Annotated in this window: 23 protein-coding genes; 3 read left to right on the top strand and 20 right to left on the bottom strand. The window is 30.7% G+C overall.

The genetic code is table 11. The annotated features are described in order from the left end of the window. Positions 1-53: 53 nt before the first annotated feature. Positions 54-791 carry a lysophospholipid acyltransferase family protein gene (locus AC1XJX_RS06085; protein ID WP_482003080.1) on the bottom strand — a complete coding sequence of 246 codons (738 nt, stop codon included), beginning with the start codon at positions 789-791 and terminating at the stop codon, positions 54-56. A gap of 77 nt (positions 792-868) precedes the next feature. Between AC1XJX_RS06085 and trpS the strand changes: the two genes are divergently transcribed. After that, entirely contained in the window at positions 869-1,837 is a 969-nt protein-coding gene (gene trpS, locus AC1XJX_RS06080; RefSeq protein WP_482003079.1) for a tryptophan--tRNA ligase, read from the top strand. A 15-nt stretch (positions 1,838-1,852) separates the two neighbouring features. Here trpS and dprA read toward each other — a convergent pair whose 3' ends face one another. Then, on the bottom strand, positions 1,853-2,956 hold the full coding sequence (dprA, locus tag AC1XJX_RS06075; RefSeq protein ID WP_482003146.1) for a DNA-processing protein DprA: 1,104 nt from the start codon (positions 2,954-2,956) through the stop codon (positions 1,853-1,855). Between the two features lie 103 nt (positions 2,957-3,059). On the opposite strand from dprA, the gene AC1XJX_RS06070 reads away from it, so the two are divergent. Together AC1XJX_RS06070 and AC1XJX_RS06065 are read left to right on the top strand one after the other, a co-directional pair. After that, a complete protein-coding gene (locus AC1XJX_RS06070; protein WP_482003078.1) occupies positions 3,060-4,409 on the top strand; it encodes an HU domain-containing protein in 1,350 nt (449 codons plus the stop codon). A 73-nt stretch (positions 4,410-4,482) separates the two neighbouring features. Further along, positions 4,483-4,992: an acyl-CoA thioesterase gene (locus AC1XJX_RS06065; protein WP_482003077.1), complete on the top strand. Its 510-nt coding sequence runs from the start codon at positions 4,483-4,485 to the stop codon at positions 4,990-4,992. A gap of 116 nt (positions 4,993-5,108) precedes the next feature. On the opposite strand, the gene AC1XJX_RS06060 is transcribed toward AC1XJX_RS06065, so the two are convergent. From AC1XJX_RS06060 to AC1XJX_RS05975, 18 genes are all read right to left on the bottom strand, one after another. After that, complete coding sequence (locus AC1XJX_RS06060; RefSeq protein WP_482003076.1) at positions 5,109-6,338, bottom strand: murein hydrolase activator EnvC family protein; 1,230 nt, start codon at positions 6,336-6,338, stop codon at positions 5,109-5,111. Beyond that, on the bottom strand, positions 6,338-7,105 hold the full coding sequence (gene lolB1, locus AC1XJX_RS06055) for a lipoprotein insertase outer membrane protein LolB1 (protein WP_482003075.1): 768 nt from the start codon (positions 7,103-7,105) through the stop codon (positions 6,338-6,340). Before lolB1 ends, AC1XJX_RS06060 begins: the two co-directional genes overlap by 1 nt. Continuing rightward, positions 7,105-8,445, bottom strand: a complete 1,341-nt coding sequence (locus AC1XJX_RS06050; protein WP_482003074.1) for a tetratricopeptide repeat protein — start codon at positions 8,443-8,445, stop codon at positions 7,105-7,107. The genes lolB1 and AC1XJX_RS06050 overlap by 1 nt, the downstream gene beginning before the upstream one ends. Positions 8,446-8,514: 69 nt before the next feature. After that, complete coding sequence (locus AC1XJX_RS06045) at positions 8,515-9,534, bottom strand: sugar nucleotidyltransferase (protein ID WP_482003073.1); 1,020 nt, start codon at positions 9,532-9,534, stop codon at positions 8,515-8,517. Between the two features lie 78 nt (positions 9,535-9,612). Beyond that, positions 9,613-10,047 (bottom strand): dUTP diphosphatase, encoded by a 435-nt coding sequence (gene dut, locus AC1XJX_RS06040; RefSeq protein ID WP_482003072.1) that lies wholly within the window; start codon positions 10,045-10,047, stop codon positions 9,613-9,615. A gap of 1 nt (position 10,048) precedes the next feature. After that, positions 10,049-11,509 (bottom strand): oligosaccharide flippase family protein, encoded by a 1,461-nt coding sequence (locus AC1XJX_RS06035; protein ID WP_482003071.1) that lies wholly within the window; start codon positions 11,507-11,509, stop codon positions 10,049-10,051. A gap of 70 nt (positions 11,510-11,579) precedes the next feature. Next, a complete protein-coding gene (locus AC1XJX_RS06030; RefSeq protein ID WP_482003070.1) occupies positions 11,580-12,077 on the bottom strand; it encodes a hypothetical protein in 498 nt (165 codons plus the stop codon). Between the two features lie 105 nt (positions 12,078-12,182). Beyond that, the gene (atpG, locus tag AC1XJX_RS06025) at positions 12,183-13,040 is read right to left on the bottom strand and encodes an ATP synthase F1 subunit gamma (protein ID WP_482003069.1); all 858 of its coding nucleotides are present in this window, start codon (positions 13,038-13,040) and stop codon (positions 12,183-12,185) included. Between the two features lie 72 nt (positions 13,041-13,112). After that, positions 13,113-14,693, bottom strand: coding sequence for a F0F1 ATP synthase subunit alpha (gene atpA, locus AC1XJX_RS06020; RefSeq protein ID WP_482003068.1), 1,581 nt, complete (start codon positions 14,691-14,693; stop codon positions 13,113-13,115). A 27-nt stretch (positions 14,694-14,720) separates the two neighbouring features. Next, positions 14,721-15,257, bottom strand: a complete 537-nt coding sequence (gene atpH / locus AC1XJX_RS06015) for an ATP synthase F1 subunit delta (RefSeq protein WP_482003067.1) — start codon at positions 15,255-15,257, stop codon at positions 14,721-14,723. Between the two features lie 7 nt (positions 15,258-15,264). Then, positions 15,265-15,765: a F0F1 ATP synthase subunit B gene (locus AC1XJX_RS06010; protein ID WP_482003066.1), complete on the bottom strand. Its 501-nt coding sequence runs from the start codon at positions 15,763-15,765 to the stop codon at positions 15,265-15,267. A gap of 79 nt (positions 15,766-15,844) precedes the next feature. Further along, positions 15,845-16,036, bottom strand: coding sequence for an ATP synthase F0 subunit C (gene atpE, locus AC1XJX_RS06005; protein WP_482003065.1), 192 nt, complete (start codon positions 16,034-16,036; stop codon positions 15,845-15,847). Between the two features lie 32 nt (positions 16,037-16,068). Next, entirely contained in the window at positions 16,069-17,166 is a 1,098-nt protein-coding gene (gene atpB, locus AC1XJX_RS06000; protein ID WP_482003064.1) for a F0F1 ATP synthase subunit A, read from the bottom strand. Between the two features lie 91 nt (positions 17,167-17,257). Then, on the bottom strand, positions 17,258-17,659 hold the full coding sequence (locus AC1XJX_RS05995) for a DUF6168 family protein (protein ID WP_482003063.1): 402 nt from the start codon (positions 17,657-17,659) through the stop codon (positions 17,258-17,260). Then, a complete protein-coding gene (locus tag AC1XJX_RS05990) occupies positions 17,656-17,892 on the bottom strand; it encodes an AtpZ/AtpI family protein (protein WP_482003062.1) in 237 nt (78 codons plus the stop codon). The genes AC1XJX_RS05995 and AC1XJX_RS05990 overlap by 4 nt, the downstream gene beginning before the upstream one ends. After that, a complete protein-coding gene (locus AC1XJX_RS05985; RefSeq protein ID WP_482003061.1) occupies positions 17,849-18,268 on the bottom strand; it encodes a bactofilin family protein in 420 nt (139 codons plus the stop codon). The genes AC1XJX_RS05990 and AC1XJX_RS05985 overlap by 44 nt, the downstream gene beginning before the upstream one ends. Positions 18,269-18,280: 12 nt before the next feature. Next, complete coding sequence (porW, locus tag AC1XJX_RS05980) at positions 18,281-20,842, bottom strand: type IX secretion system periplasmic lipoprotein PorW/SprE (protein ID WP_482003060.1); 2,562 nt, start codon at positions 20,840-20,842, stop codon at positions 18,281-18,283. A gap of 126 nt (positions 20,843-20,968) precedes the next feature. Then, the gene (locus AC1XJX_RS05975) at positions 20,969-21,664 is read right to left on the bottom strand and encodes an ABC transporter ATP-binding protein (protein WP_482003059.1); all 696 of its coding nucleotides are present in this window, start codon (positions 21,662-21,664) and stop codon (positions 20,969-20,971) included. Positions 21,665-21,669: the final 5 nt, after the last annotated feature.

Genomic DNA, 21,669 nt, shown 5'->3' with positions numbered 1-21,669 from the left:
TTTTAAACTCTTGAAGAAATATCAAGAAAACTGCTCTCTCCCAGGAGCAGTTTTTATATATTAAACCCTTCTAATTGTTTTAAAATAACATCTCTAGATTTTTTATTTAAATATTTAGTCTCATCAATAGTCATTCCTTCAGTAGATAAAAATTTATGCATTTTGACTCGCATTTTACCAGGTCCTCCACTAAAAAAAGTATATGAAAAACGTTGCTTATTGTCAGCAAAGGTTACAGGAACAATTGGGATTTGGTGGTTTATTGCCAACCTAAAGGCACCATCTTTAAAATCGTCCAAAATTATATGTTCTTCTGGAACACCTCCTTCAGGAAAAATACAAATACTCACACCTGTTTTTAATCGTTTTTGAGCTCTTAAAAAAACAGCTTGCCTGCTTTTGGGAGAACTCCTATCTACCAAAATACAGGTGCGTTTATAGAAAAACCCAAATAATGGTATTTTAGCCAACTCCGCTTTACCAACGAAAACAAAAGGATTTTTAACCGAAACTAACATAAGCATAATATCTGCCATCGAGGTGTGGTTGGCTATAAACATATAGCTTTTATGCTTTTCGGGCGTTTGGAGACGTTCTATCTTATAAATAAACCCCATACCTATTAAAATGAATTTTGCCCAAATTCTAGCAATCTTAAAAAAGAAATGATACCAAGATTCTTTTAAAATAGAAATTAAAAGAATTGGAAACATGATTAGTATTGGCAGAGCTACAAGAATGTAAAACCAAACTCTGTATAAAACCCAAAAAATATATTTAAAAACTTTCATAAAGCCCAAAAATACACAATTGTATTGAGCAATTCTATTAAAAAAATTACCTTTGCGCCAATACTTACAACATTACCATGGCAAGAATACTTACAGGCATACAAAGTACAGGCACACCACATTTAGGAAATATTTTAGGCGCAATAATTCCAGCCATAGAAATGGCCAAAAACCCATTAAACGATTCTTATTTGTTTATTGCAAATCTTCATACTCTAACTCAAATAAAAGATGCTGAAACGTTAAGAGCTAATACGTATTCTACAGCAGCTACTTGGTTAGCTTTCGGTTTAGATATTGAAAAAACGGTTTTTTACAGACAAAGTGATGTGCCACAAGTAACTGAATTGTCTTGGTATTTAAGTTGTTTTTTTCCATTCCAGCGTTTAACATTAGCGCATAGCTTTAAAGATAAAGCAGATAGGCTTGAAGATGTAAATTCTGGTTTATTTGCATATCCAATGCTTATGGCTGCTGATATTTTATTATATGATGCAGATATTATACCTGTAGGAAAAGATCAAGAACAGCATATTGAAATGACTCGTGATGTAGCCTCAAGATTTCATGCTAAAGTTGGAGAAACCTTTGTTTTACCTAAAGCAGAAGTGCAAAAAACAACCATGCTTATTCCTGGTACAGATGGCGAGAAAATGAGCAAGAGTAGAGATAACATCATCAATATTTTTTTAGATGATAAAAAACTACGCAAACAAATTATGGGTATTCAAACAGATAGCACACCCCTTGAAGACCCTAAAGATTGGAAAACATGTAACTGTTTTGCGATTTATAGTTTATTAGCTAATGATGAGCAAATTAAAAAGATGAAAGCTAATTATGAGCATGGTAATTATGGTTACGGACATGCAAAACAAGCCTTATTTGAATTAATAGTTGAAACCTTTGCGACAGAACGTGAACGCTATAATTATTATATGAATAACGTTAACGAAATTGATAAAGCTTTAGCTATTGGTGCTGAAAAAGCAAAGCTAATTGCTAATGATGTTTTAGGAAGAGTACGAGCAAAAGTTGGATATTAATGATACAGAAAATTGTTAAACAACCTCAAATAACTTGCCAGGTAAAGGTCTGATAACGCCTTTTAATTCCATGGTTAGTAAAATACTCGCAACTTTAAAAATTGGTAATACACAATTTATCGCAATTACGTCTAATTGTTGTTTTTCGTTTTGTTTTAAATAATTATAAATTATTTTCTCAGTGGCCTCCAACTCAACAAACAATTGTTTTTGGATAACTGGTTTTTTATCATCTTCTAAATTCCAATTTAATATATAAGGAATATCTATAGGTGTGGTAAGCATATGTGCTTTTTGGTGTTTTATTAAATTATTGCAACCAATACTTTGGCTATCTGTAGTTCTTCCTGGAACTGCAAATACATCTCGGTTATACGAATTTGCAATATCCGCAGTAACTAAACTACCACCTTTTTCTGCAGATTCTATAACAATAGTAGCCTCACTTAAACCAGCAATGATTCTGTTTCGTTTTAAAAAATTTCTTTTATCAAATTTGTCTGAACTCCAAAAATCAGTAAAAAAACCACCATTTTTTTCCATATCAGCCATATATCTTTTATGAACTTTGGGATAAATAGTATTTAGTCCATGTGCTAAACAACCTATAGTTTGTAAATTGTGTTTTATAGCTGCTTTGTGAGCTGTAATATCAGTACCGTATGCGAAACCTGAAACGATTATAGGGTTATAAGGCACTAATCTTTCAACCAAATCTTCACAAAAAGCAATTCCGCTTGTTGTAATTTTTCTAGCACCTACAATGCTTATAATCTGTTGTTGTTTTAAGTTTATATTTCCCGTTTGAAATAATAAAATAGGCCCATCAATACAATGTTTTAACTTATCAGGATAATCATTTTCCTTAAAATAAGAGACTATAAAATGGTTGGAATTTATAAACTCTAATTCTTTTTCTGCTTGTTTTAAATATTCTGTATTCTGTAAATCACCTAAAATAACACTTCCTATACCATCAATTCTTAATAGATTTTGCTTCTTTTCTTTTAAAACAGCTTGGGCAGATCCACAATGATTAATAAGTCTTTTTGCGGTAATATCACCAATATTTGGTACATGTTGTAAGGCTAAAGTATAAAGCAAATCCTGATCGGTCATCATAAATGTTTGATTTTAAACTGCAATAAAAGAATTTTTATACTGTTAATAAATACTTCCTTGTAAATTTTATCTAAAAGCAAAAAAATTTAACTTTGTTTCTATGCAATTAGAAACTTATATAAGCGATTTACTTTATAGATACGAATGTGTTACTATCCCAGATTTTGGTGCATTTTTAACACAAAAAACGTCTGCAACTATTAACGAAACATCAAATATATTTTATGCTCCAAAAAAAATGTTGTCTTTTAACGAGCAAATTCAAAAAAATGATGGCTTATTAGCTAATTATATAGCTGATTTAGAAAAAATACCTTTTGAAACTGCTAATAAAAAAATTGCTAAACGTGTTAAACTATTAAAATCTTACTTAACACAAGGCGAAACAATTAATTTTAAAAATATTGGTGAAATTGTTTTTAACGAAGAAGGAAAAATTTTGTTTGAGCCTTGTTATCATCTCAATTACCTAACAGATTCTTTTGGTTTAACCCAATTTGTATCACCGTGTGTAAATAGAGAAGTTTACAAACAAACTGTAAAAACTATTGAAAAAGTAACGCCAATAACAATAACTCCAGAAAGTCGAAAAGCAAGACCTTATTTAAAATATGCTGCTGTTGCCTTAGTAGCATTAACTCTTGGCGGTTTAGTTTCTTCAAATTTTTATGTAAAGAAAATTGAAGAGTATAATCAATTAGCGCAAGAAGAAGCTACCAAACAACTAGACAATAAAATACAACAAGCTACTTTTAACTTAAATCCGCTTCCTGCAATTACTTTAAATATTGATAAAGAATCTGGTAATTATCATATTGTTGCTGGTGCTTTTAGAGTCAAAGAAAACTCAGATAAAAAAGTTGAAGAATTAACAACACTTGGTTATAAAGCAAAAAATATTGGATTAAATAAGTTTGGCTTATATGAAGTGGTATATGGTAGTTATGAAACTGGAAAGGAGGCTTTAACAGCTGTACATGATATTAGAAAAACACATAATAGAGATGCTTGGATTAAAGTAGATTCTGAGTCAAACAAAGAAGTTTCCACTCCAAAAAAAGTGTTCACCAAAACAGAAATAACTTCACAGAAAACTTATACCGCTAATTCTGAAAGTGTTGTTACTAATCAAGTATCAAAAGTGCAGAAAGAAGTGCAAAATTTTGACAACCCAAATATTATTCAAATAATTAGAGAGCTTGATAATACAGAAAATGGTTATTATTTAATTTTAGGAAGTTTTACCGATGCCTTAAAAAAAGATGCATTTTTAAAGACTCTAAAATCAACTGGTTTAAATAATGCTAACTTCTTTTTTCATAAAAAAAGTAGTAACTACTTAGTTTATCAAGAAAAATTTAATGATTTGGGTGATGCTCAAAAAGCATTAAAAACAAGTATTAATTTGGCTTCTCAAAGAAAAATAAAAATTGTTAAAGTAGAAAATTAATAAGCCTTATACCTTTTTAGTGCTTTAATACCTAAATGAGCACTATATTTACGCCATTATTAATCTTTATATAATGCAAGCTAAAACACCCGAACAGTCAAGAACAATTATGACCGATATGGTTTTACCTGGTGAAACCAATCCTTTAAATAATTTATTTGGCGGCGAACTTTTAGCGCGAATGGATCGTGCTGCAAGTATTTCGGCTAGACGCCACAGCAGACGTATAGTTGTAACGGCATCTGTGAATCATGTAGCTTTTAATCGTGCGGTTCCCTTAGGAAGTGTCGTTACGGTTGAAGCAAAGGTTTCTCGTGCTTTTAAAACCTCTATGGAGGTGTTTATTGATGTTTGGATTGAAGATCGTGAATCTGGCAATAAAACTAAAGCAAATGAAGCCATTTATACGTTTGTAGCCGTAGATGAAACGGGACGCCCAATTACGGTACCCGAAGTGATCCCAGAAACTGATTTAGAAAAAGAACGTTTTGATGCTGCTTTACGCAGAAAACAATTAAGTTTATTATTAGCTGGTAAAATAAAACCTAATGAAGCCACAGAGTTAAAGGCGTTGTTTGATTAAGTTTTAAAATGCGTTAGGGATTGCAGTGAAAAGCCCACAGCGAAGGAACGAAGCGAGGACTTGTAACGAAAAGCCCGACCCTTGTGGTAACGCCAAAAAAATTATTTAATTAACTGTTACATTTTATAAATCCAGCCTGAAGGATTTTGTGATGCTCCTTCTTTATAAATACTAAAGCTAAAAATGGTTTCGCCGTTTGCAGGGTTTGTAAATACTTCACCAATAGTTTGTTTTGTTGAAACCTTATCGCCTTCTTTCACATAAACCTTTAAAAGGTTTGTATAAACAGTGTAATAATTTCCATGACGAATAACTACTAAAGGATTAGCGTTTTTTAGTTTTTTTACTGAGGTTACTTCTCCATTAAAAACTGCCATAACTTTTGCGCCTTTCTCTGTTGCTAATCTTACACCGTTACTTTTAATTGTTAATGTTTTATTTATGGGTGAAGGTTGAGTGCCGTAACCAAGCGTAACATAACCTTTTTCTACAGGCCAAGGCAATTTACCTTTATTTGAAATAAAATTTGATGCCAATACTTTTTCTTCAGGTGTTAAAGCAAACGTATTTGAGGTTGGACTTTTACTAACCTTTTTGTTTGATTTTGCAATAGCCTCTGCAATAATTCTATCAATTTCTGCATCAATTCTATCAACTTCTCGTTGTTTTTGTTTTAACTGAGAGGCGTATTTTGATAGATCGTTTTTTATAGATTTCATTAAAAGCTCTTGCTCTTTTCTTTCTACTTCTAAAGATTTTTGAACCTCCCTGTTTTCGGCAATCAATTTTCTCTTATCTTCTTGTTGCTTTAATAAATTTGTATTGGTTTGTTGTAATTCTACAGTTTTCGTTTTTATAGTTTCACCTTGCAGCTTTTGATGGTCTGAATATTGTTTCATATACTGCAACCTTTTATAAGCTTGTTTAAAATTGTTTGAAGACAATAAAAACATAACTCTACTTTGTTGGTTTTTGCTTTTATAAGATTTAACAATCATAGCAGCATAAACCTCTTTTAACTGCTTTAATTCATTTCTTAAATCGGTTATCTTTTTCTGGTTTGAATTAATATCCCGGTTTAATAAATTAGCTTGCTGATTAGTAACTTTAATTAAATTAGAAAGCACATTTATCTTATAATTAAAATTCTCTATAAGTGATAGTTGCGATTTTTCTTTGGATTTATTTTCAGCGCGTAACTCATTAATTTTCTGAATTTCTCTGCGCAGTTCCAGTCTCCTGGTTTCAAGTTCTTTTTGTTTGTTGTTTTGAGAAAAAATTGAAATGCTAAATAAAAGAAATATTAGCAGAAATGCAGTTTTATATGTTTGTTTAAGCAGCATCATTAAAGTTCTATTTCTTTAAACCCAGAAGGTATTTTAAAAGGAAAATTTAAATCTTCATTTAAGGAAACATTTTTAAATTCTAATTTTAGAATAATTTCTTCATTCTCTTCTATTGCAATTACTTTTATGTTTTCTGGTAAAATTTGTTTACCTATTACTTGATGAGAAATATAATCAATTTGTAAATGTCTATGTTCTTTAGGTTGCGAAATTTGTTGAGATTTCACCTTAAAATATGAAGGGTCTATTAAAAAGAAAATTTCAAAAAGATCCAGTTGTTTTTTAGGTTGAAGAATATATGTATTATCGTCAACTATAGCTTTATAATCACCTTCTTTGAGATTGAAAATAGACTCGCCTAATAATAAATTTTGAACTTTCTTAAAATCTAATTCGGTGCCTAATAAATCGCTCAAATATTTATAATTGCCATCAAAATACGTATTGTCTAGCTTGTTATAAAAACTAACTTTTTCGGGAGTAATTAACGCTCTAATAACCGAAAACGTGGCGTTCATCCATAACATTTCATCTTTTTTTGCTCTAAAATTAACTGTATGTGTTTGTGTTTTTCCGTTTTGATCTAACGTTATTTTGAGTTTAGATTGAAGCGTAGTGAAATTAGGTGCTTGCTTTGTGTTTTCTTTTATTAACTGCTTAGTTGAAAGTTTGAAATTTGCATCACCACCATTAATAGTTTTTGATGATTTACAATTACACAAAAAAATAGTTAGTAAAACTAAAGCGAATTGGGAACGTATATTCATTAATTTGGGGTTTCTAATTGTTTGGCTTTATCAGTAAACGTTTTTGTTTTATCAGTATTGTTTAACAGTGTATAGGCTTTAATTAATTGATTATAAAAATCGGCTTCCATTTTAGTGTTGTCTATAATATAATCTAATCCCATTTCTAGAGACTCAATAGCTTTTTTAGGTTTATTTAACTCGTTAAGCGAAACACCATTAACTAGGTAAAATATAGGCTGAGACGGATATTTATCAAGGGCGTTTCTACTTTTTTCTTCAGCAAGATTATATTTTTTTAAATCAATGTATAATAACATCACATTACGTAAAACTCCAAAATTATCAGACTCTAATTTTAAGGCTTTCTCAAAATATTCTAACGCTTTTTCTTTATTATTTTTGGATAAGTAGTATTGTCCTAATTCAATAAGTGTTTTACTATTATTAGTATCGCTAACCATAGCAATTGCCTCAACTAAATCAGTTTCGTATTGTGGATTACGAGAGACAAACTCTACAAAATCAGTTAGTACTTTAAGTTTAGCTTCGGGCTTAATCTCATTGCTTTTAACAACAATTTGCATAGACTCAATAGCATTTTCAGCATCATTATCTTCAATATAAAATTTATATAATGCTAAATGCACTAGTTGCGAGTTGGGGTTTGTTTTTAACAATTCCTTTGCTGTTTCAAAAGCCTTATCTTTTTCATTATTTTCACTATATCGAAAAATTAGTGCTAAATAATTGGTCTCATTATCTGGGTTATTTTCAACCCGTGTTTCTAGATTTTTAATTTGATCTTTTTTTCTGCCAGTAATATCATAAATTCGATTTCGCATCAGATCACGAGAGACTGAAATTCCAAACTGTGCATCTAATGCATCTAAAATTTCTAAAGCTGCATCATATTTTTCTGTTTTAGCATATATAGATGCCAAATCCTCTTTGTAATCTGGATGGTATTTTACTAATTGCTCAAGGGTTTTAATAGCCTTATCATAATCATTTTGAGAAACGTAAAAACCGTAAAGTTCATCTAAAAACCATTCATTATCTGAGTCTCTATCTACTGCCTTTTTAAATGCATCTTCAGCTGCTCCAAAATTTTTAAGTAAGTTATGATTTTTACCTAATTCAAAATATAAAACTGGAACCGTATCATCAATTTCAAGACATTTCAAAAGTGCTTCAATAGATCTATCATAGTTTTCGATAGATTTTTGTTTTAAAGCTTCAAAAAAAAACTCCTGAAACTTGTCTTCGTTATTTTCTAAATCATCATTTTGAGCATAGTTTATAGTGGGGAACATTAAAATTCCGAAGAAAAGAAAGCTTATGTAGATTTTTTTAATCATTTACTGAAAAGTACTTTTTAATATAATAGCATCAAAAGATTAATTCAAATTGTATACCGAAATCTAAAATTATTCTAAAATTGAATAATCCCCAATACTAATACTTGTAAAATCGCCATTATATGCTACATAATTACCAATCATCGCATTATCTAAATTAGCATTTTTGATACTGGTATGCGTTTGTATTAAACTATTTTTAATGGTTGAATTTTCTATTGTACAATGATTGCCTATGGATACATAAGGTCCAATAATGGAGTTTTTTAGTACCACATTTTCTCCAATAAAACACGGCTCAATAATTTTGGAGTTTTCTAATTGTGTTGAAGGCGCTATTAACTGCTCATCACCATCTGCTTTTAAAAAGCCTAACATCCGTTGATTGGTTTCAATAGTTATTGCTTTATTTCCACAGTCCATCCATTCATCAACCGTTCCCGTTTTAAAAACTTTACCAACTACCATCATGCGTTTTATACCATCATTAATTTGGTATTCGCCTCCATTCATAATATTTTCATCCAATATTTCTTGAAGTTTCTCTTTTAAAACAGCTACATCTTTAAAATAATAAATACCTATAACGGCTTGATTACTAACAAAGTTTTTTGGTTTTTCAACTAATTCAACAATTTCGTTTTTGTTGTTTAGTTTAACTACGCCATAAGCTTCAGGGTTATCTACTTCTTTAGTCCAAATAACACTATCAGCTGTTGGATCTAAATCAAACTCAGCCCTAATTAAAGTATCTGCATAAGCAATTACAGCTGGTCCTGATAAGGATGGTTTTGCACACATAATAGCGTGTCCTGTTCCTAAAGGTAGGTCTTGACGGTAAATAGATGCTTTAGCGCCTAAACTGTTAGCTAAATCTTCTAAACTTGCAACTACATCGTCTCCAAACCATGCTGGATCTCCTAAAACAAAAGCAATTTCATCAATGGGTTGCTTTAATACTTTAGCAATATCTTTTACCAATCTGTGAACAATAGGTTGCCCAGCCACTGGTATTAATGGTTTTGGCACTGTTAAACTATGTGGCCGTAAACGAGAACCTCGTCCTGCCATGGGTACTATTATTTTCATTTTAAAGATTGATTTGTTTTGTTGAAAATATGTTTTTTATAATTTTTAAATAAAAAATGACCAATCGTAATTCATTAATTACTTCGTTCCTGTACTGCCAAAACCACCTTCTCCACGTGATGTTTCAGAAAGCACTTCTACTACTTTCCATTCAGCACGTTCATGTTTTGCTATTACTAATTGTGCAATTCTTTCTCCGTTTTCAATAACAAAATCTTCATTAGATAAATTCACTAAAATAACACCAATTTCACCTCTATAATCGGCATCAACAGTTCCTGGAGCGTTTAAAACTGTAATGCCTCTTTTAGCCGCTAATCCGCTTCGTGGTCTTACTTGCGCTTCAATACCTATGGGTAACTCTATAAACAAACCTGTTTTAACTATGGTTCGCTCTAAAGGTTTTAAAATAATGGTTTCTGTAATATGTGCTCTTAAATCCATGCCTGCAGAAGCTATAGTTTCGTAGTGCGGTAACTCGTGATTGGATTTGTTGATTATTTTTATTTGCATATTATCTTTTTAACAATTTTTTTAGTTCGTTCTTTTCAAAAAAGTAAACGATTACCAAAAATACAATTAACATAGAAATTCCTATTATATAATTCTCTCTAAATTGATAAAATGATAACCCTGATAATCCAATTGAAAATAATATATATAATACCATTTTCTTAAGGTTATAAGGTATTGGATAATACTTTCTCCCAAAAAAGTAAGATAAAATCATCATAAAACCATATGCAGCTAAAGTTGCTAATGCAGAACCTTTATAGCTCATAATTGGAATTAACCAAAAATTTAAAGCTAAAGTAACCATAGCTCCGGCTACAGATATATAAGCACCAAATTTTGTTTTATCAGTTATTTTATACCAAACTGATAGATTATGATAAATTCCCAAACAGAAATTAGCTAATAATAGTACTGGAACAATCCACATCGCTTCCCAGTAAGCATCATTTGGAATAAAAATTATTTTTAATATATCGGCAAAAACCACAACCACTAATAATATTAAAGCTCCTAAAATGACAAAAAACTCTAATATTTTAGCGTAATTTTTTTGGGGATTTTCACTTTTAGCATGACTAAAAAAATAGGGTTCAATACCTAAACGATAAGCAGTAGCAAATAATGTCATGAATAATGCAAGCTTATAGCAAGCTGAATACATTCCTATTTCTGTTTTTGCAATATTTTCAGGTAATAAATCATCTAATAAAAATCTATCAAAAGCTTCGTTTATAGAGAATGCTATACCTGCTATTAAAACAGGGAAAGCATAGGTAAGCATGCGCTTTAATAATGCAATATTAAAAACATATTTAATTTCTGTGTAAAAAGGGATTAAGAGAAAAAACGTTAAAGCGCTTGCTATAAGATTAGCAATAAAAATATAGTTTATTTCAAAATTTGAGATATAAATACTATCAAAAACCGGTGAAATATTTGCTAAATCTTTCAGGACTAACAAGAAAAATAAATTGAGTCCAACGTTTACACAAACATTCAAAACCTTTAAGACTGTGTATCGCATTGGCCGTTGATTAGCACGTAGCCATGCAAATGGGATTATAACTAATGCATCTAAAAAAAGTACCCAAATGACGATGTCTATATATTCCTGATTAACCTTTGCGAGTTCTGAGATTTGACTTTTGAATAAAATCGCTACTATAAAAAATATAATAGAGGATATTATTAATGTAATTGTAGATGTTCCCACAACTTTTTCCTTATCATCTTCTTTATGGAAAAACCTAAAAAAAGCTGTTTCCATACCAAAAGCAAGAATAACATTTAAGATAATGAAAACGGAATAAATTATTGAAACTTCTCCATAGTCGGCAACCCCTTTAAGAACTCCTTGTTTTGTATGAATCCAAACTAATAAAAAACTCAACATTCTAGGAAGCACAGTTGCTAAACCATAAATAAATGTTTGTTTAAATAATGTTTTGAATCCGCTCAATGATGGGTAATTTATCTTGCTAAAAATACGTTTTTAGCTAACAAAAACCAAAGATAGGTTATTGTGGTTTTTACATAGGCACCTCATTAAATTTATCTTGCCTTTTTTTAATATTAGATATCTTAAAATACTTGGTTTTATTACTTTTTTTATAGCTTATTATTGCTTCATCATCTTTTATTTGAAAAGGTGGTTTTTTTAATATCTGTGGAAGTGAGTTGCCATATTCTGCATGAGGTTGGTTACTCATTACTATTTCTTGAGGCTGGTTTGTTTTAGTCTTAAAACGACCAACAGCTAGTGTGTCATTAACATATTCAAGCTTTACTTGTTTATCTTTAAAATACACACTATCCAAAACAAATTGGTCTGAGTTTGATTTTATTGGAATAAATAAATTAAGACCCGAACCTGTAAACCTTGCTGGGTTAGACCACTCATTAAAATAAACTTCATCTAATTCCAAAGGAAGTATACCTTGAAGTTCTAATTTATTATTGCACTGAGAAAAACTCATCATGACTAAAGATATTATCAATATGAATAGTCCCTTTATTAATATTTTCATAACCAAAAAGATATAATATAAAGATACCTAATCCAAATTTGATGCCATAAAAAAACCCCACATAATGTGAGGTTTAAATTTATTTCATTTTTTTTTAAAGAAATACTAGTTGTTAAGTGCTTCTGCTCCACCAACAATCTCTAAAATTTCATTGGTAATAGCTGCTTGTCGCGCTTTATTGTAAGTTAATTTAAGTTGATCTCTAAGCTCTGTAGCGTTATCAGTTGCTTTGTGCATTGCAGTCATACGAGCACCATGTTCAGAAGCAAAAGAGTCTCTAATACCTTTATATAATTGTGTTTTTAAAGACTTTGGTATTAATTGCTCTACAATTTCTTCTTTTGATGGTTCAAAAATATAATCAGCATTTGCATTAACAGAACCTTCAACAGGGACAATAGGTAAAAACTGTTCTGTAGTTACTATTTGAGTAGCTGCATTTTTAAATTTGTTGTAAACAATTTCGATTTTATCAAATTCTCCGGCAACAAATTTATCCATTAATAACTTCGCTATTTCTGCAACATTATCAAAAGTTAAATCATCAAAAACTTCACTTTTGTTAGCGATAACTCTATTGGTTTTTTTAAAGGCATCGTTTCCTTTTTTACCTATCGCTAAATAAAAAACTTCTTTACCAGCATAATTAGAAGTCATTTTATTGACTTCTTTAATGATGTTTGAATTAAAAGCCCCAGCTAATCCTCTATTAGAAGTAATAGCAACAATTAAAACCTTTTTTACTTCGCGTTGTTCAGAAAACTTACTGCCTGAATCTGCATCTAAAGTAGCGCTTAAACTTTGTAAAAGCTCTGTTAACTTATCTGCATAAGGGCGCATTGCCGTAATAGCATCTTGCGCTTTCTTCAGTTTTGCAGCAGATACCATTTTCATGGCACTGGTAATCTGCATCGTTGAGGAAACCGATGTTATTCTATTACGTATTTCTTTTAAATTTGCCATATGTTTTAGAATTGAGTATTGAGTATTCAGTAGTGAAGTTTGTGAAATTCACTACTCAATACTAAAATCTAATTATGCTTTATATTTTCCTGATAATTCTTTAGCTACACTTGTTAGAGTATCTGTAACTTCATCAGTTAATTTACCAGCTTTTAAAGTTGCTAAAACATCACTATGCTTAGCTTTTAAAAATTCTAAATAATCTCTTTCAAATTCTTTTACTTTTTCAACAGGAACATCTCTTAATAAGTTTTTAGATCCTGCATAAATAATTGCTACTTGATCTTCAACTGTAAAAGGATCGTTTTGAGCTTGTTTTAAAATTTCAACGTTACGTTTTCCTTTTTCAATAACATTTAAAGTAACGGCATCTAAATCTGATCCAAACTTAGCAAACGCTTCTAATTCACGATATTGAGCTTGGTCTAATTTTAAAGTACCTGATACTTTTTTCATTGATTTAATCTGAGCGTTACCGCCCACACGAGATACAGAAATACCTACGTTAATTGCCGGACGTACACCAGAGTTAAATAAATCACCATCTAGGAAAATCTGACCATCTGTAATAGAAATTACGTTAGTTGGAATATAAGCAGAAACGTCTCCTGCTTGTGTTTCAATAATAGGTAAAGCTGTTAAAGAACCTCCACCTTTTACAATAGGTTTTAATGAGTCTGGTAAGTCGTTCATATCTTTAGCAATGTCATCATTATTGATAACTTTTGCAGAACGCTCTAGTAATCTTGAGTGAAGATAGAAAACGTCTCCAGGATACGCCTCACGTCCTGGTGGACGACGTAATAATAAAGATACCTCACGGTAAGCTACAGCTTGTTTAGATAAATCATCATAAACAATTAAAGCAGGACGACCAGTATCTCTAAAATACTCTCCAATAGCAGCACCTGCAAACGGTGCATATACTTGCATTGGAGCAGGATCTGATGCGTTTGCTGCTACAATAGTTGTGTAAGCTAATGCACCTTTTTCTTCTAATGTTTTTGCAATTAAAGCTACTGTTGATGCTTTTTGTCCAACAGCAACATATATACAATATACAGGTTCTCCTGCATCGAAAAATTCTTTTTGATTTAAGATAGTGTCTATACAAACGGCCGTTTTACCTGTTTGACGATCACCAATAACCAACTCACGTTGACCACGACCAACAGGAATCATGGCATCAATAGATTTAATACCAGTTTGTAATGGTTCAGTTACTGGCTCACGGAAAATAACGCCCGGCGCTTTGCGCTCTAATGGCATTTCGTAAGTTTTACCAGAAATTGGTCCTTTACCATCAATTGGGCTACCTAATGTATCAACAACACGACCAACGATACCTTCACCAACATTAATAGAAGCTATACGACCTGTACGTTTTACAATAGATCCTTCTCTAACACCTACAGAAGGGCCTAGCAGTACAATACCTACGTTATCTTCTTCTAAATTAAGTACAATACCTTCTAATCCACCATCAAATTCAACTAACTCTCCATATTGAGCATTAGCCAATCCGTAAGCACGAACAATACCGTCACCTACCGTTAATACAGTTCCAACTTCATCTAATGAAGCACCCGCTTCAAAACCTGAAAGTTGTTTTTTTAAGATTGCTGATATTTCAGCTGGTTTTACTTCTGCCATCTTATTATTTATTTAGATATAAATATCTTAGTTTAATGTAAATTCTCTTTTTAATTTGCTTAACTGATTTGATACACTTGCATTATATTGAATATCTCCAACTCGCAAAATGAAACCGCCTAAAATGCTCTCGTCAATTATATTTTCTAAAACAACTTCTTTACCTGAGATCTGTTTAGCTTTAGCTAAAACTTTTTTCTCTAAATCAGATGTTAAGGCTACAGCTGTTGTAACAATAGCGTGCTCAATACCCTTTGATTGATCAAAAAGTTCATTATATTTTGAAGCAACATCACCTAAAAGGCTAATTCTATTATTACTTATTAAAATATCAATTAAACTTAATGTTGTTTTATTTGATTTACTAAATACCTCTAATAAAACTGTTTTTTTTATTGAAGAAGCTACTACAGGACTTAAAAGCATATCGCTTAAGTCTTTATTTTCTGTTATTGTTTTAGCAATTAATTGCATATCGCTGTTTACAACATCAGTTGATTTTTCATCAGATGCTAAACTTAAAACCGCCTTTGCGTAACGTATTGCTGCTCTTGCTCCTGCCATTATAAACTTAGTTTATTGATTTTTCACCTAACATCGTTTCAACCAACTCTAATTGTTTGTTTTTGTTAGATAATTCTCCACGCACTACTTTTTCAGCTATATCAATTGATAAATTAGCCACTTGACTTTTTAACTCAGCTATTGCAGCTTTTTTTTCACTTTGAATGGCCGCTTGAGCTTGTTCAATCATTTTATTAGCTTGTGATTGTGCTTCTCCTTTTGCATCCTCAATCATTTTGTTTTTCATCTCACGAGCTTCCTTCAACATATTTTCACGTTCTGCTCTAGCTTCTTTTAACAATTTTTGATTGTCTGCTTGAAGATTTTCCATTTCTAACTTTGCTTTTTCAGCAGATTTTAATGCATCTTCTATCCCACTTTCTCTCTTCTCAACAGCATCAAGAATTGGTTTCCAAGCAAATTTTGTTAAAAGTAAAACTAATCCTATGAACAATATTAGTTGCCAGAAGAATAACCCTATTGAAAACTCATTTATTAACTTTTCCATTTATATCTATAATTTTAATAAATATTTAATTTTAAAAAACAGCTTTAACCAACCGTTAAAGCTGTTTTTTTTGCTTTTTCTATCCTGCAAATAATGCAGCGAATCCAATACCTTCAATAAGTGCTGCTGCAATAAGCATAGCAGTTTGGATTTTTCCAGAAGCTTCTGGTTGACGCGCAATTGCATCCATAGCAGATCCACCAATTTTACCGATACCTAAACCAGCACCAATAACGATTAAACCTGCACCAACAATACTTGGAATTGTCATAATATATATATTAAAAAATTAAACATTTGTTTTTAGTGGTCATCATGATGATGATCTTCAACTGCTGACCCAAAATATAATGCAGATAACATAGTAAATATGTATGCCTGCAAAGCAGCTACTAAAAGCTCTAAAAGTGATAAAGCGAATGCTAAACCAAATGATAACGAACTTCCTAGCCAGTTTTTAAATATGAACATTAAACCTATGATACTCATTAATACAATATGTCCTGCAGTGATATTTGCATATAAACGAATCATTAAAGAGAATGGTTTGATTAAGGTTCCTAGCAACTCAATAGGTGCTAAAATAATTCTCATTGGAATTGGCACACCTGGCATCCAGAAAATATGACCCCAATAGTTTTTGTTTGCTGTAAACGTTGTTAAAAAATAAGTAATTAATGCTAAAGCTAAAGTTACAGCTATGTTATTTGTTACGTTTATTCCTAGTGGTGTTAAACCTAATAAGTTTATAATCCAAATGAAAAAGAATACCGTTAAAAGATAAGGCATGTATCTTTTATATTTTTTTTTACCAATGTTAGGAATGGCAATATCATCTCTTATATAAAGAATAATTGGCTCAAGAGCACGACCAACACCCTTAGGTAAAGCACTTGTTTTATATGTTTTAGCCATTCGACTAAACATAAAAAACATAAGTAAACCAATAATAAATATGGTAAATACATTTTTTGTAATAGAAAAATCTAAAGGCTTTTCATTTAATGCATGATCGTGACCATCTAAATTTATAGTTCCAGAAGCATCTGTTTTGTAAATTTTGTTGTGATGCATTGCATAAAAATTCCCATTATGTTCCGCTACTGTCTCACCGTGATGAAATTTTGATGACGAAAACACTTTTAATCCATTGTCCCATAAAATCACCGGTAAAGGGAAGCCTACATATTTGTGCTCACCTGATTCAGTAGTATATGAAGTTAAACTAAAATCATGCGAATCAAGTAAGTGATGATTGATATATTCTTTAATTTCAGTTTTAACATCCTCATCTCCTTCATGACCAGAATCTAAGTTACGTAATTCTTCCTGCGCAACAACTGTAAACGAACTTAAAATACTAAGAAGTAGAAAGTGTTTTAATAAAAATTCTTTCAACATTTTTATATGGCTTAAAAATCGCTGCAAAGGTATGTTTTTATATCAAAAGCAAAAAACAAAATTTAATATTATTTACTTACTTCTTTTTAAACTAATTATAATTATCTAAACTATTAAGAAACTTAGATAAAATAATGCTTTCTGTAACCAAGCAAACCATATATGGAACAAAAAAAGTTAAGAACTCTAACCGGCTTATAAAACCATCTGCTTTATATACTGGATAAAAAAGAATAAAAAACAAAACAAATTTTAGCATACTTGCTCCTAAAAATATAAATCCTAATTGATCTTTAAGTTTTTTCTTAAGAGCAAATAAAATAACAATAACGCCACAAGCCATTGATATATTAATTACATAAGAATACATTAATTGAAATATTCCTATAGATTTTACTACAAGTAAATTATTGATAAATAGATGTAAAAGAAACGTAATAGTAGCTAAAATAATTACTATTAAACAATTTGTAAAGAGCTTTTTAAGTCTCAAGGATTTAATTTCTTTATTTGTTTTAAAACGGCATACAATGAAATAGCCACACCAATTAATGTAAAAATAATTAAAAAAGTTTTTGAAGTTGAGTCGCCAAATTTTTCATCTAGCCATTTTCCTAGTAAAACAAAAAGGTATATAGTAATTCCCATTTGTATGGCTATCCCACTTAAAGCAGCAATTTGTTTAAGCTGTTCTTTCGTTTTCTGATTTTCTTTGTTGTCCGGCATTATTTATTTCTTTTACCGCTCCTTTCATAACACAAGTAACGTTAAATGTTGCGCCAGGTTCTACGGATAATTTCCCTACAACTACTTCTCCTTCAATATGAGCAGATGACTTTAAAGTTAATGTTCCTGACAATGCTAATTTACCCGAAAATTTCCCTTCAAAATAAGCGTCAGTTCCTTGTAAAGTTCCTTTTATTAAACCAGCTTTACCAACTACTACTTTTCCTGATGTTTTAATGTTTCCTTCGATAGTACCATCTATTCTAAAATCGCCGTCACTATTAAAATCTCCTACCATTTTAGTGCCTTGAGCAATGATGTTTTGGCTAGATGTACCTTCTGTCATTTGTTTGTCTTTTTTGTTGTCAGAGAACATGATTTGTTAGGTTTAATTATTACTAATATTTAAATAAGTATCCAAATTTTTGTGAATTTGGATGATTTGATAATTTGTAGAAGTTACTACAAAATTAGGGGCTTTTATTTTTTTCTTATCCTCTTTGGTTAATAATTGATCGAAAGTTTTGGCTACAGTTTCAGATTTTAAACCATGTATAATTACAAAAGTTATTTCAGGATTATAGACATCTTTTGATGAGTATAATTTATAATATTTGATTTTGTCTAAAACTTCATTTAAAGTTGTTTGAAATTCCTCCATTTTTTCTTTGTCGGCATTTGAAAACTGAAAAATAATTTTATAATTATTTGTTTGATTTGAATCACCTTCAACAAAATCTTTACTAGCTAATTTAGGTAAAATATTTGTTTCAATATTTTGTGCTTCTTTCCCTTCGGGTGTATTGGCATAAGTAACTGCAAGATTGTTAATAGCATTTGCATATACCTCATATCCATATAAACGCCCCATTGCCGTAGCTTTTAAAAGTTCTAATTTTGGCACTATAAACTCTCCATCAAACGTATTTATATATTCTGTGCTTTTTGAAACAACCTCAGTATATTCTTGGTTTTCGTACTGATTATATAATGACTCATATAAACTTTCTGGACTGTTTTCGTCTTTTTCAGAAACTAATTCTGGGTTTTTTAAAATACTCGCGTACCTTGATTCTGGATTACTTGATATAATATCATCTTTAGCAATTGAAGCTTCGTCATTCTCTCCCAAAACTTCATAAATTTTATATAAATTATATTTTGAAGGCAAAATTAAGCGTTCTTCTGGATTACTTTTTAATAGGTTTTGAAGCTTAGCTTTTGACAATTCGTATTCTTTGAATTTTTCCTTATAAATAAGCCCTAACTGATAATAGGCATAATTTCTTTCTTTAGAAATACTATCAATTTCTGTTTTTCCTGAAGGAATTTTGGAAATATAAAATTGAGGATCAAATTTTTCCTCATCGGATGCAGAAGCTACTAAATTATCCGAAGATACTGTATTGTCTAATGCTCCTGAAATATTTCTACTAGACCACCTCCAATTATCTTCTGAAGGCCGATCACCCCATATTTTTACAAATTGATTTTTTCCATAAGCTACAGTTGTAGGGTTATAAAAATAAAATACGGCTGATTGATTTGGACTACCACCTCTTTGTATTTGCCCACCAATATTGTTGTTTACAGTAACCAAACCTGTATTACGTTCTGCGGCTTCAGCTTTTTCTTTTTCTGCTTCTTCTTTTGCTTTTAACGTTTCAACAAAAGTCTCAAAAAATGCAATTCTATCATTTTTAGATAGTTTTACTAAATTTAAAACGCTATCGTTTGTTTTAGCAATGGATTCATAATAGATAACGTCTTCTAAATTGTCACGTTTTCGTTTTATAACTCTATAAGGTTTTGAGTTGAGCTCAAAATTACTCATTGTACTATCATAGTATTTACCTGCTTTTGCATATAAACTACTATCAAAATTCATATCACCAAGAATTTCGTAATTCTTTGCTTTTAATGTTTTATCTCTAGAATTAGTTCTGAGCGATTTATTGTAATAAGAAACAGCTAGTGAATCAGCTTTATTATTTAAATGAAATGTACCTATTTGATGATAAATTTTATCTAAAAACGGACGGTTTTCTCTATTTTCTTCAAGCTCTTTAAGCAATTCTGAAGCTTTTAATTTATTACCATTTTCATAATCGAAATTTTTAATTTTTTCGAGATATGCCGTAATCATGTATATTCTAGGTGTTTTCCTATTAAGTTCAATCACCTTATCAAAAGCAATATTAGCGCTGTCTTTATAACCTAATTCGTTATATAACTGTCCTTGTATAAACCTATATCTCCCTCGTTCATCATTACTTTTTGTGGCTTGAGAAGCAATCTCTAATTGCGTAATGGCACTATCTACAGATTTTGTATTTAAATAAGCTTGCGCTAGAATGGAAGTGGCATCTGCTAAATCTTGACCTTCTAATGTTTCCTGAAACAATAATCTTTTTAGGTTTTCAATAGCTAGCTCATCATTATCTAAACGAATATTAGCCTTTTCTCTCCAAACTTTAGCTTGATTTATTTTATCACTTGCTGGGTATTTATAAAGAATGTAATTGAAAGCTTCTAGAGCTGGAATAAACCTTTGGTCAAAATATCTGGCTTTTCCTAAAAGTAAGTAGGCTTCATCAATTTGTGGGTTTTTTTCTTTCCCACCAACATTCATGCTATGTTTTTGAATGGTTTTTGTAGCCTTTTCTTCTGCTCGAGTAAAACTTTCGTTTTTAGATTGCCCCGGTAGTACAATGTCTTCAAAAACCTGCATACGCTCTATTGGTAAAACCTCCCAATAGTTATCAAAATAGGCGTCGTTAAGGCTGTTTCTACCTGCTTCTAAAGCGTTATATCCATTAAAAAGCGTGTTAAACTCTGCTGTAACCGCATGAAAATTTCGGTTAATAAATTTGTCTTTCTTTCTAGAGCAACTAGCCACTAAAAAAAAAGATAATAAAATAAGTAATGTGCCTTTAAAAGATATTTTCATTTACTTCAACGCTGATATTTTTAGTATAAATAATAACTAGAAACTCTTGCTATTATTATATGTAATGGTAAAAATAAGCATCTTTTTGAATTTACCTAAAATATGTAAAGACTTTTGGGTGACATGCTAATTTGAAAAATGTGCCTCAAGTTCTTTTAAAGTAGCTTCACTTGTTTTTAAATCTTTTACAACTTCCCCTTTTTCAAGCACTACAATCCGCTCGCAAACATCGGTAACATGCATTAAATCATGACTAGATATTAAAACCGTTACACCTTGTTTTTCAGCTAAATCTTTAATGATGCCTTTAAGGCGAATTTGTGTTGTTGGATCTAAATTAGCAAACGGCTCATCCAAAATAATAACTTCTGGGTTACCTATTAATGCAGCAACTATTCCAGCTTTTTTCTGATTTCCTTTACTTAAGTCACGTAAAAACTTTTTTTGACCTAATATTTCTCCGTGGAAAAAATCTTCAAATTGAGCTACTAGTTTATCTACATCAGCCTTGTTTTGTCCGCGTAATTCTCCTATGAAATAAAAATACTCTTCGGCAGTTAAATAACCTATTAAAAAGCTTTCATCGATAAATGCCGCTGTAAAAGGTTTCCAGTCTTCACTTTTATTTACTTGAATATTATTACTTTGTATATGGCCAGTGGTAGGTTGAATCAAATCTAATAGTAAACTAAAATATGTTGTTTTTCCTGCACCATTATTTCCTACTAAACCAAAACTCTGACCTTTAGGAATCTCTAAAGATTGTATATTTAAAACTTGATTTCCTCCGTATTTTTTTGATAAATTTGATGTTGTTATCATGATTT

It is taken from the genome of Flaviramulus sp. (assembly GCF_982512915.1).
The sequence above is the reverse complement of the archived record's forward strand: the minus strand, read 5'-3'. Positions and strand labels throughout refer to the sequence as shown.

Bases quoted from the DNA above. Each gene is read 5' to 3' on its own strand.
- AC1XJX_RS06070 (WP_482003078.1), top strand. From the start codon at position 3,060: ATGCAATTAGAAACTTATATAAGCGATTTACTTTATAGATACGAATGT.
- atpE (WP_482003065.1), bottom strand. From the start codon at position 16,036: ATGACAATTCCAAGTATTGTTGGTGCAGGTTTAATCGTTATTGGTGCT.
- AC1XJX_RS05975 (WP_482003059.1), bottom strand. From the start codon at position 21,664: ATGATAACAACATCAAATTTATCAAAAAAATACGGAGGAAATCAAGTT.
- porW (WP_482003060.1), bottom strand. From the start codon at position 20,842: ATGAAAATATCTTTTAAAGGCACATTACTTATTTTATTATCTTTTTTT.
- AC1XJX_RS05985 (WP_482003061.1), bottom strand. From the start codon at position 18,268: ATGTTCTCTGACAACAAAAAAGACAAACAAATGACAGAAGGTACATCT.
- AC1XJX_RS06010 (WP_482003066.1), bottom strand. From the start codon at position 15,765: ATGGAAAAGTTAATAAATGAGTTTTCAATAGGGTTATTCTTCTGGCAA.
- AC1XJX_RS06085 (WP_482003080.1), bottom strand. From the start codon at position 791: ATGAAAGTTTTTAAATATATTTTTTGGGTTTTATACAGAGTTTGGTTT.
- dprA (WP_482003146.1), bottom strand. From the start codon at position 2,956: ATGACCGATCAGGATTTGCTTTATACTTTAGCCTTACAACATGTACCA.
- atpB (WP_482003064.1), bottom strand. From the start codon at position 17,166: ATGTTGAAAGAATTTTTATTAAAACACTTTCTACTTCTTAGTATTTTA.
- atpH (WP_482003067.1), bottom strand. From the start codon at position 15,257: ATGGCAGGAGCAAGAGCAGCAATACGTTACGCAAAGGCGGTTTTAAGT.
- AC1XJX_RS06030 (WP_482003070.1), bottom strand. From the start codon at position 12,077: ATGAAAATATTAATAAAGGGACTATTCATATTGATAATATCTTTAGTC.
- trpS (WP_482003079.1), top strand. From the start codon at position 869: ATGGCAAGAATACTTACAGGCATACAAAGTACAGGCACACCACATTTA.
- AC1XJX_RS06060 (WP_482003076.1), bottom strand. From the start codon at position 6,338: ATGATGCTGCTTAAACAAACATATAAAACTGCATTTCTGCTAATATTT.
- dut (WP_482003072.1), bottom strand. From the start codon at position 10,047: ATGCAAATAAAAATAATCAACAAATCCAATCACGAGTTACCGCACTAC.
- AC1XJX_RS05990 (WP_482003062.1), bottom strand. From the start codon at position 17,892: ATGCCGGACAACAAAGAAAATCAGAAAACGAAAGAACAGCTTAAACAA.
- AC1XJX_RS06065 (WP_482003077.1), top strand. From the start codon at position 4,483: ATGCAAGCTAAAACACCCGAACAGTCAAGAACAATTATGACCGATATG.
- atpG (WP_482003069.1), bottom strand. From the start codon at position 13,040: ATGGCAAATTTAAAAGAAATACGTAATAGAATAACATCGGTTTCCTCA.
- AC1XJX_RS06050 (WP_482003074.1), bottom strand. From the start codon at position 8,445: ATGATTAAAAAAATCTACATAAGCTTTCTTTTCTTCGGAATTTTAATG.
- atpA (WP_482003068.1), bottom strand. From the start codon at position 14,693: ATGGCAGAAGTAAAACCAGCTGAAATATCAGCAATCTTAAAAAAACAA.
- AC1XJX_RS06045 (WP_482003073.1), bottom strand. From the start codon at position 9,534: ATGAAAATAATAGTACCCATGGCAGGACGAGGTTCTCGTTTACGGCCA.
- lolB1 (WP_482003075.1), bottom strand. From the start codon at position 7,105: ATGAATATACGTTCCCAATTCGCTTTAGTTTTACTAACTATTTTTTTG.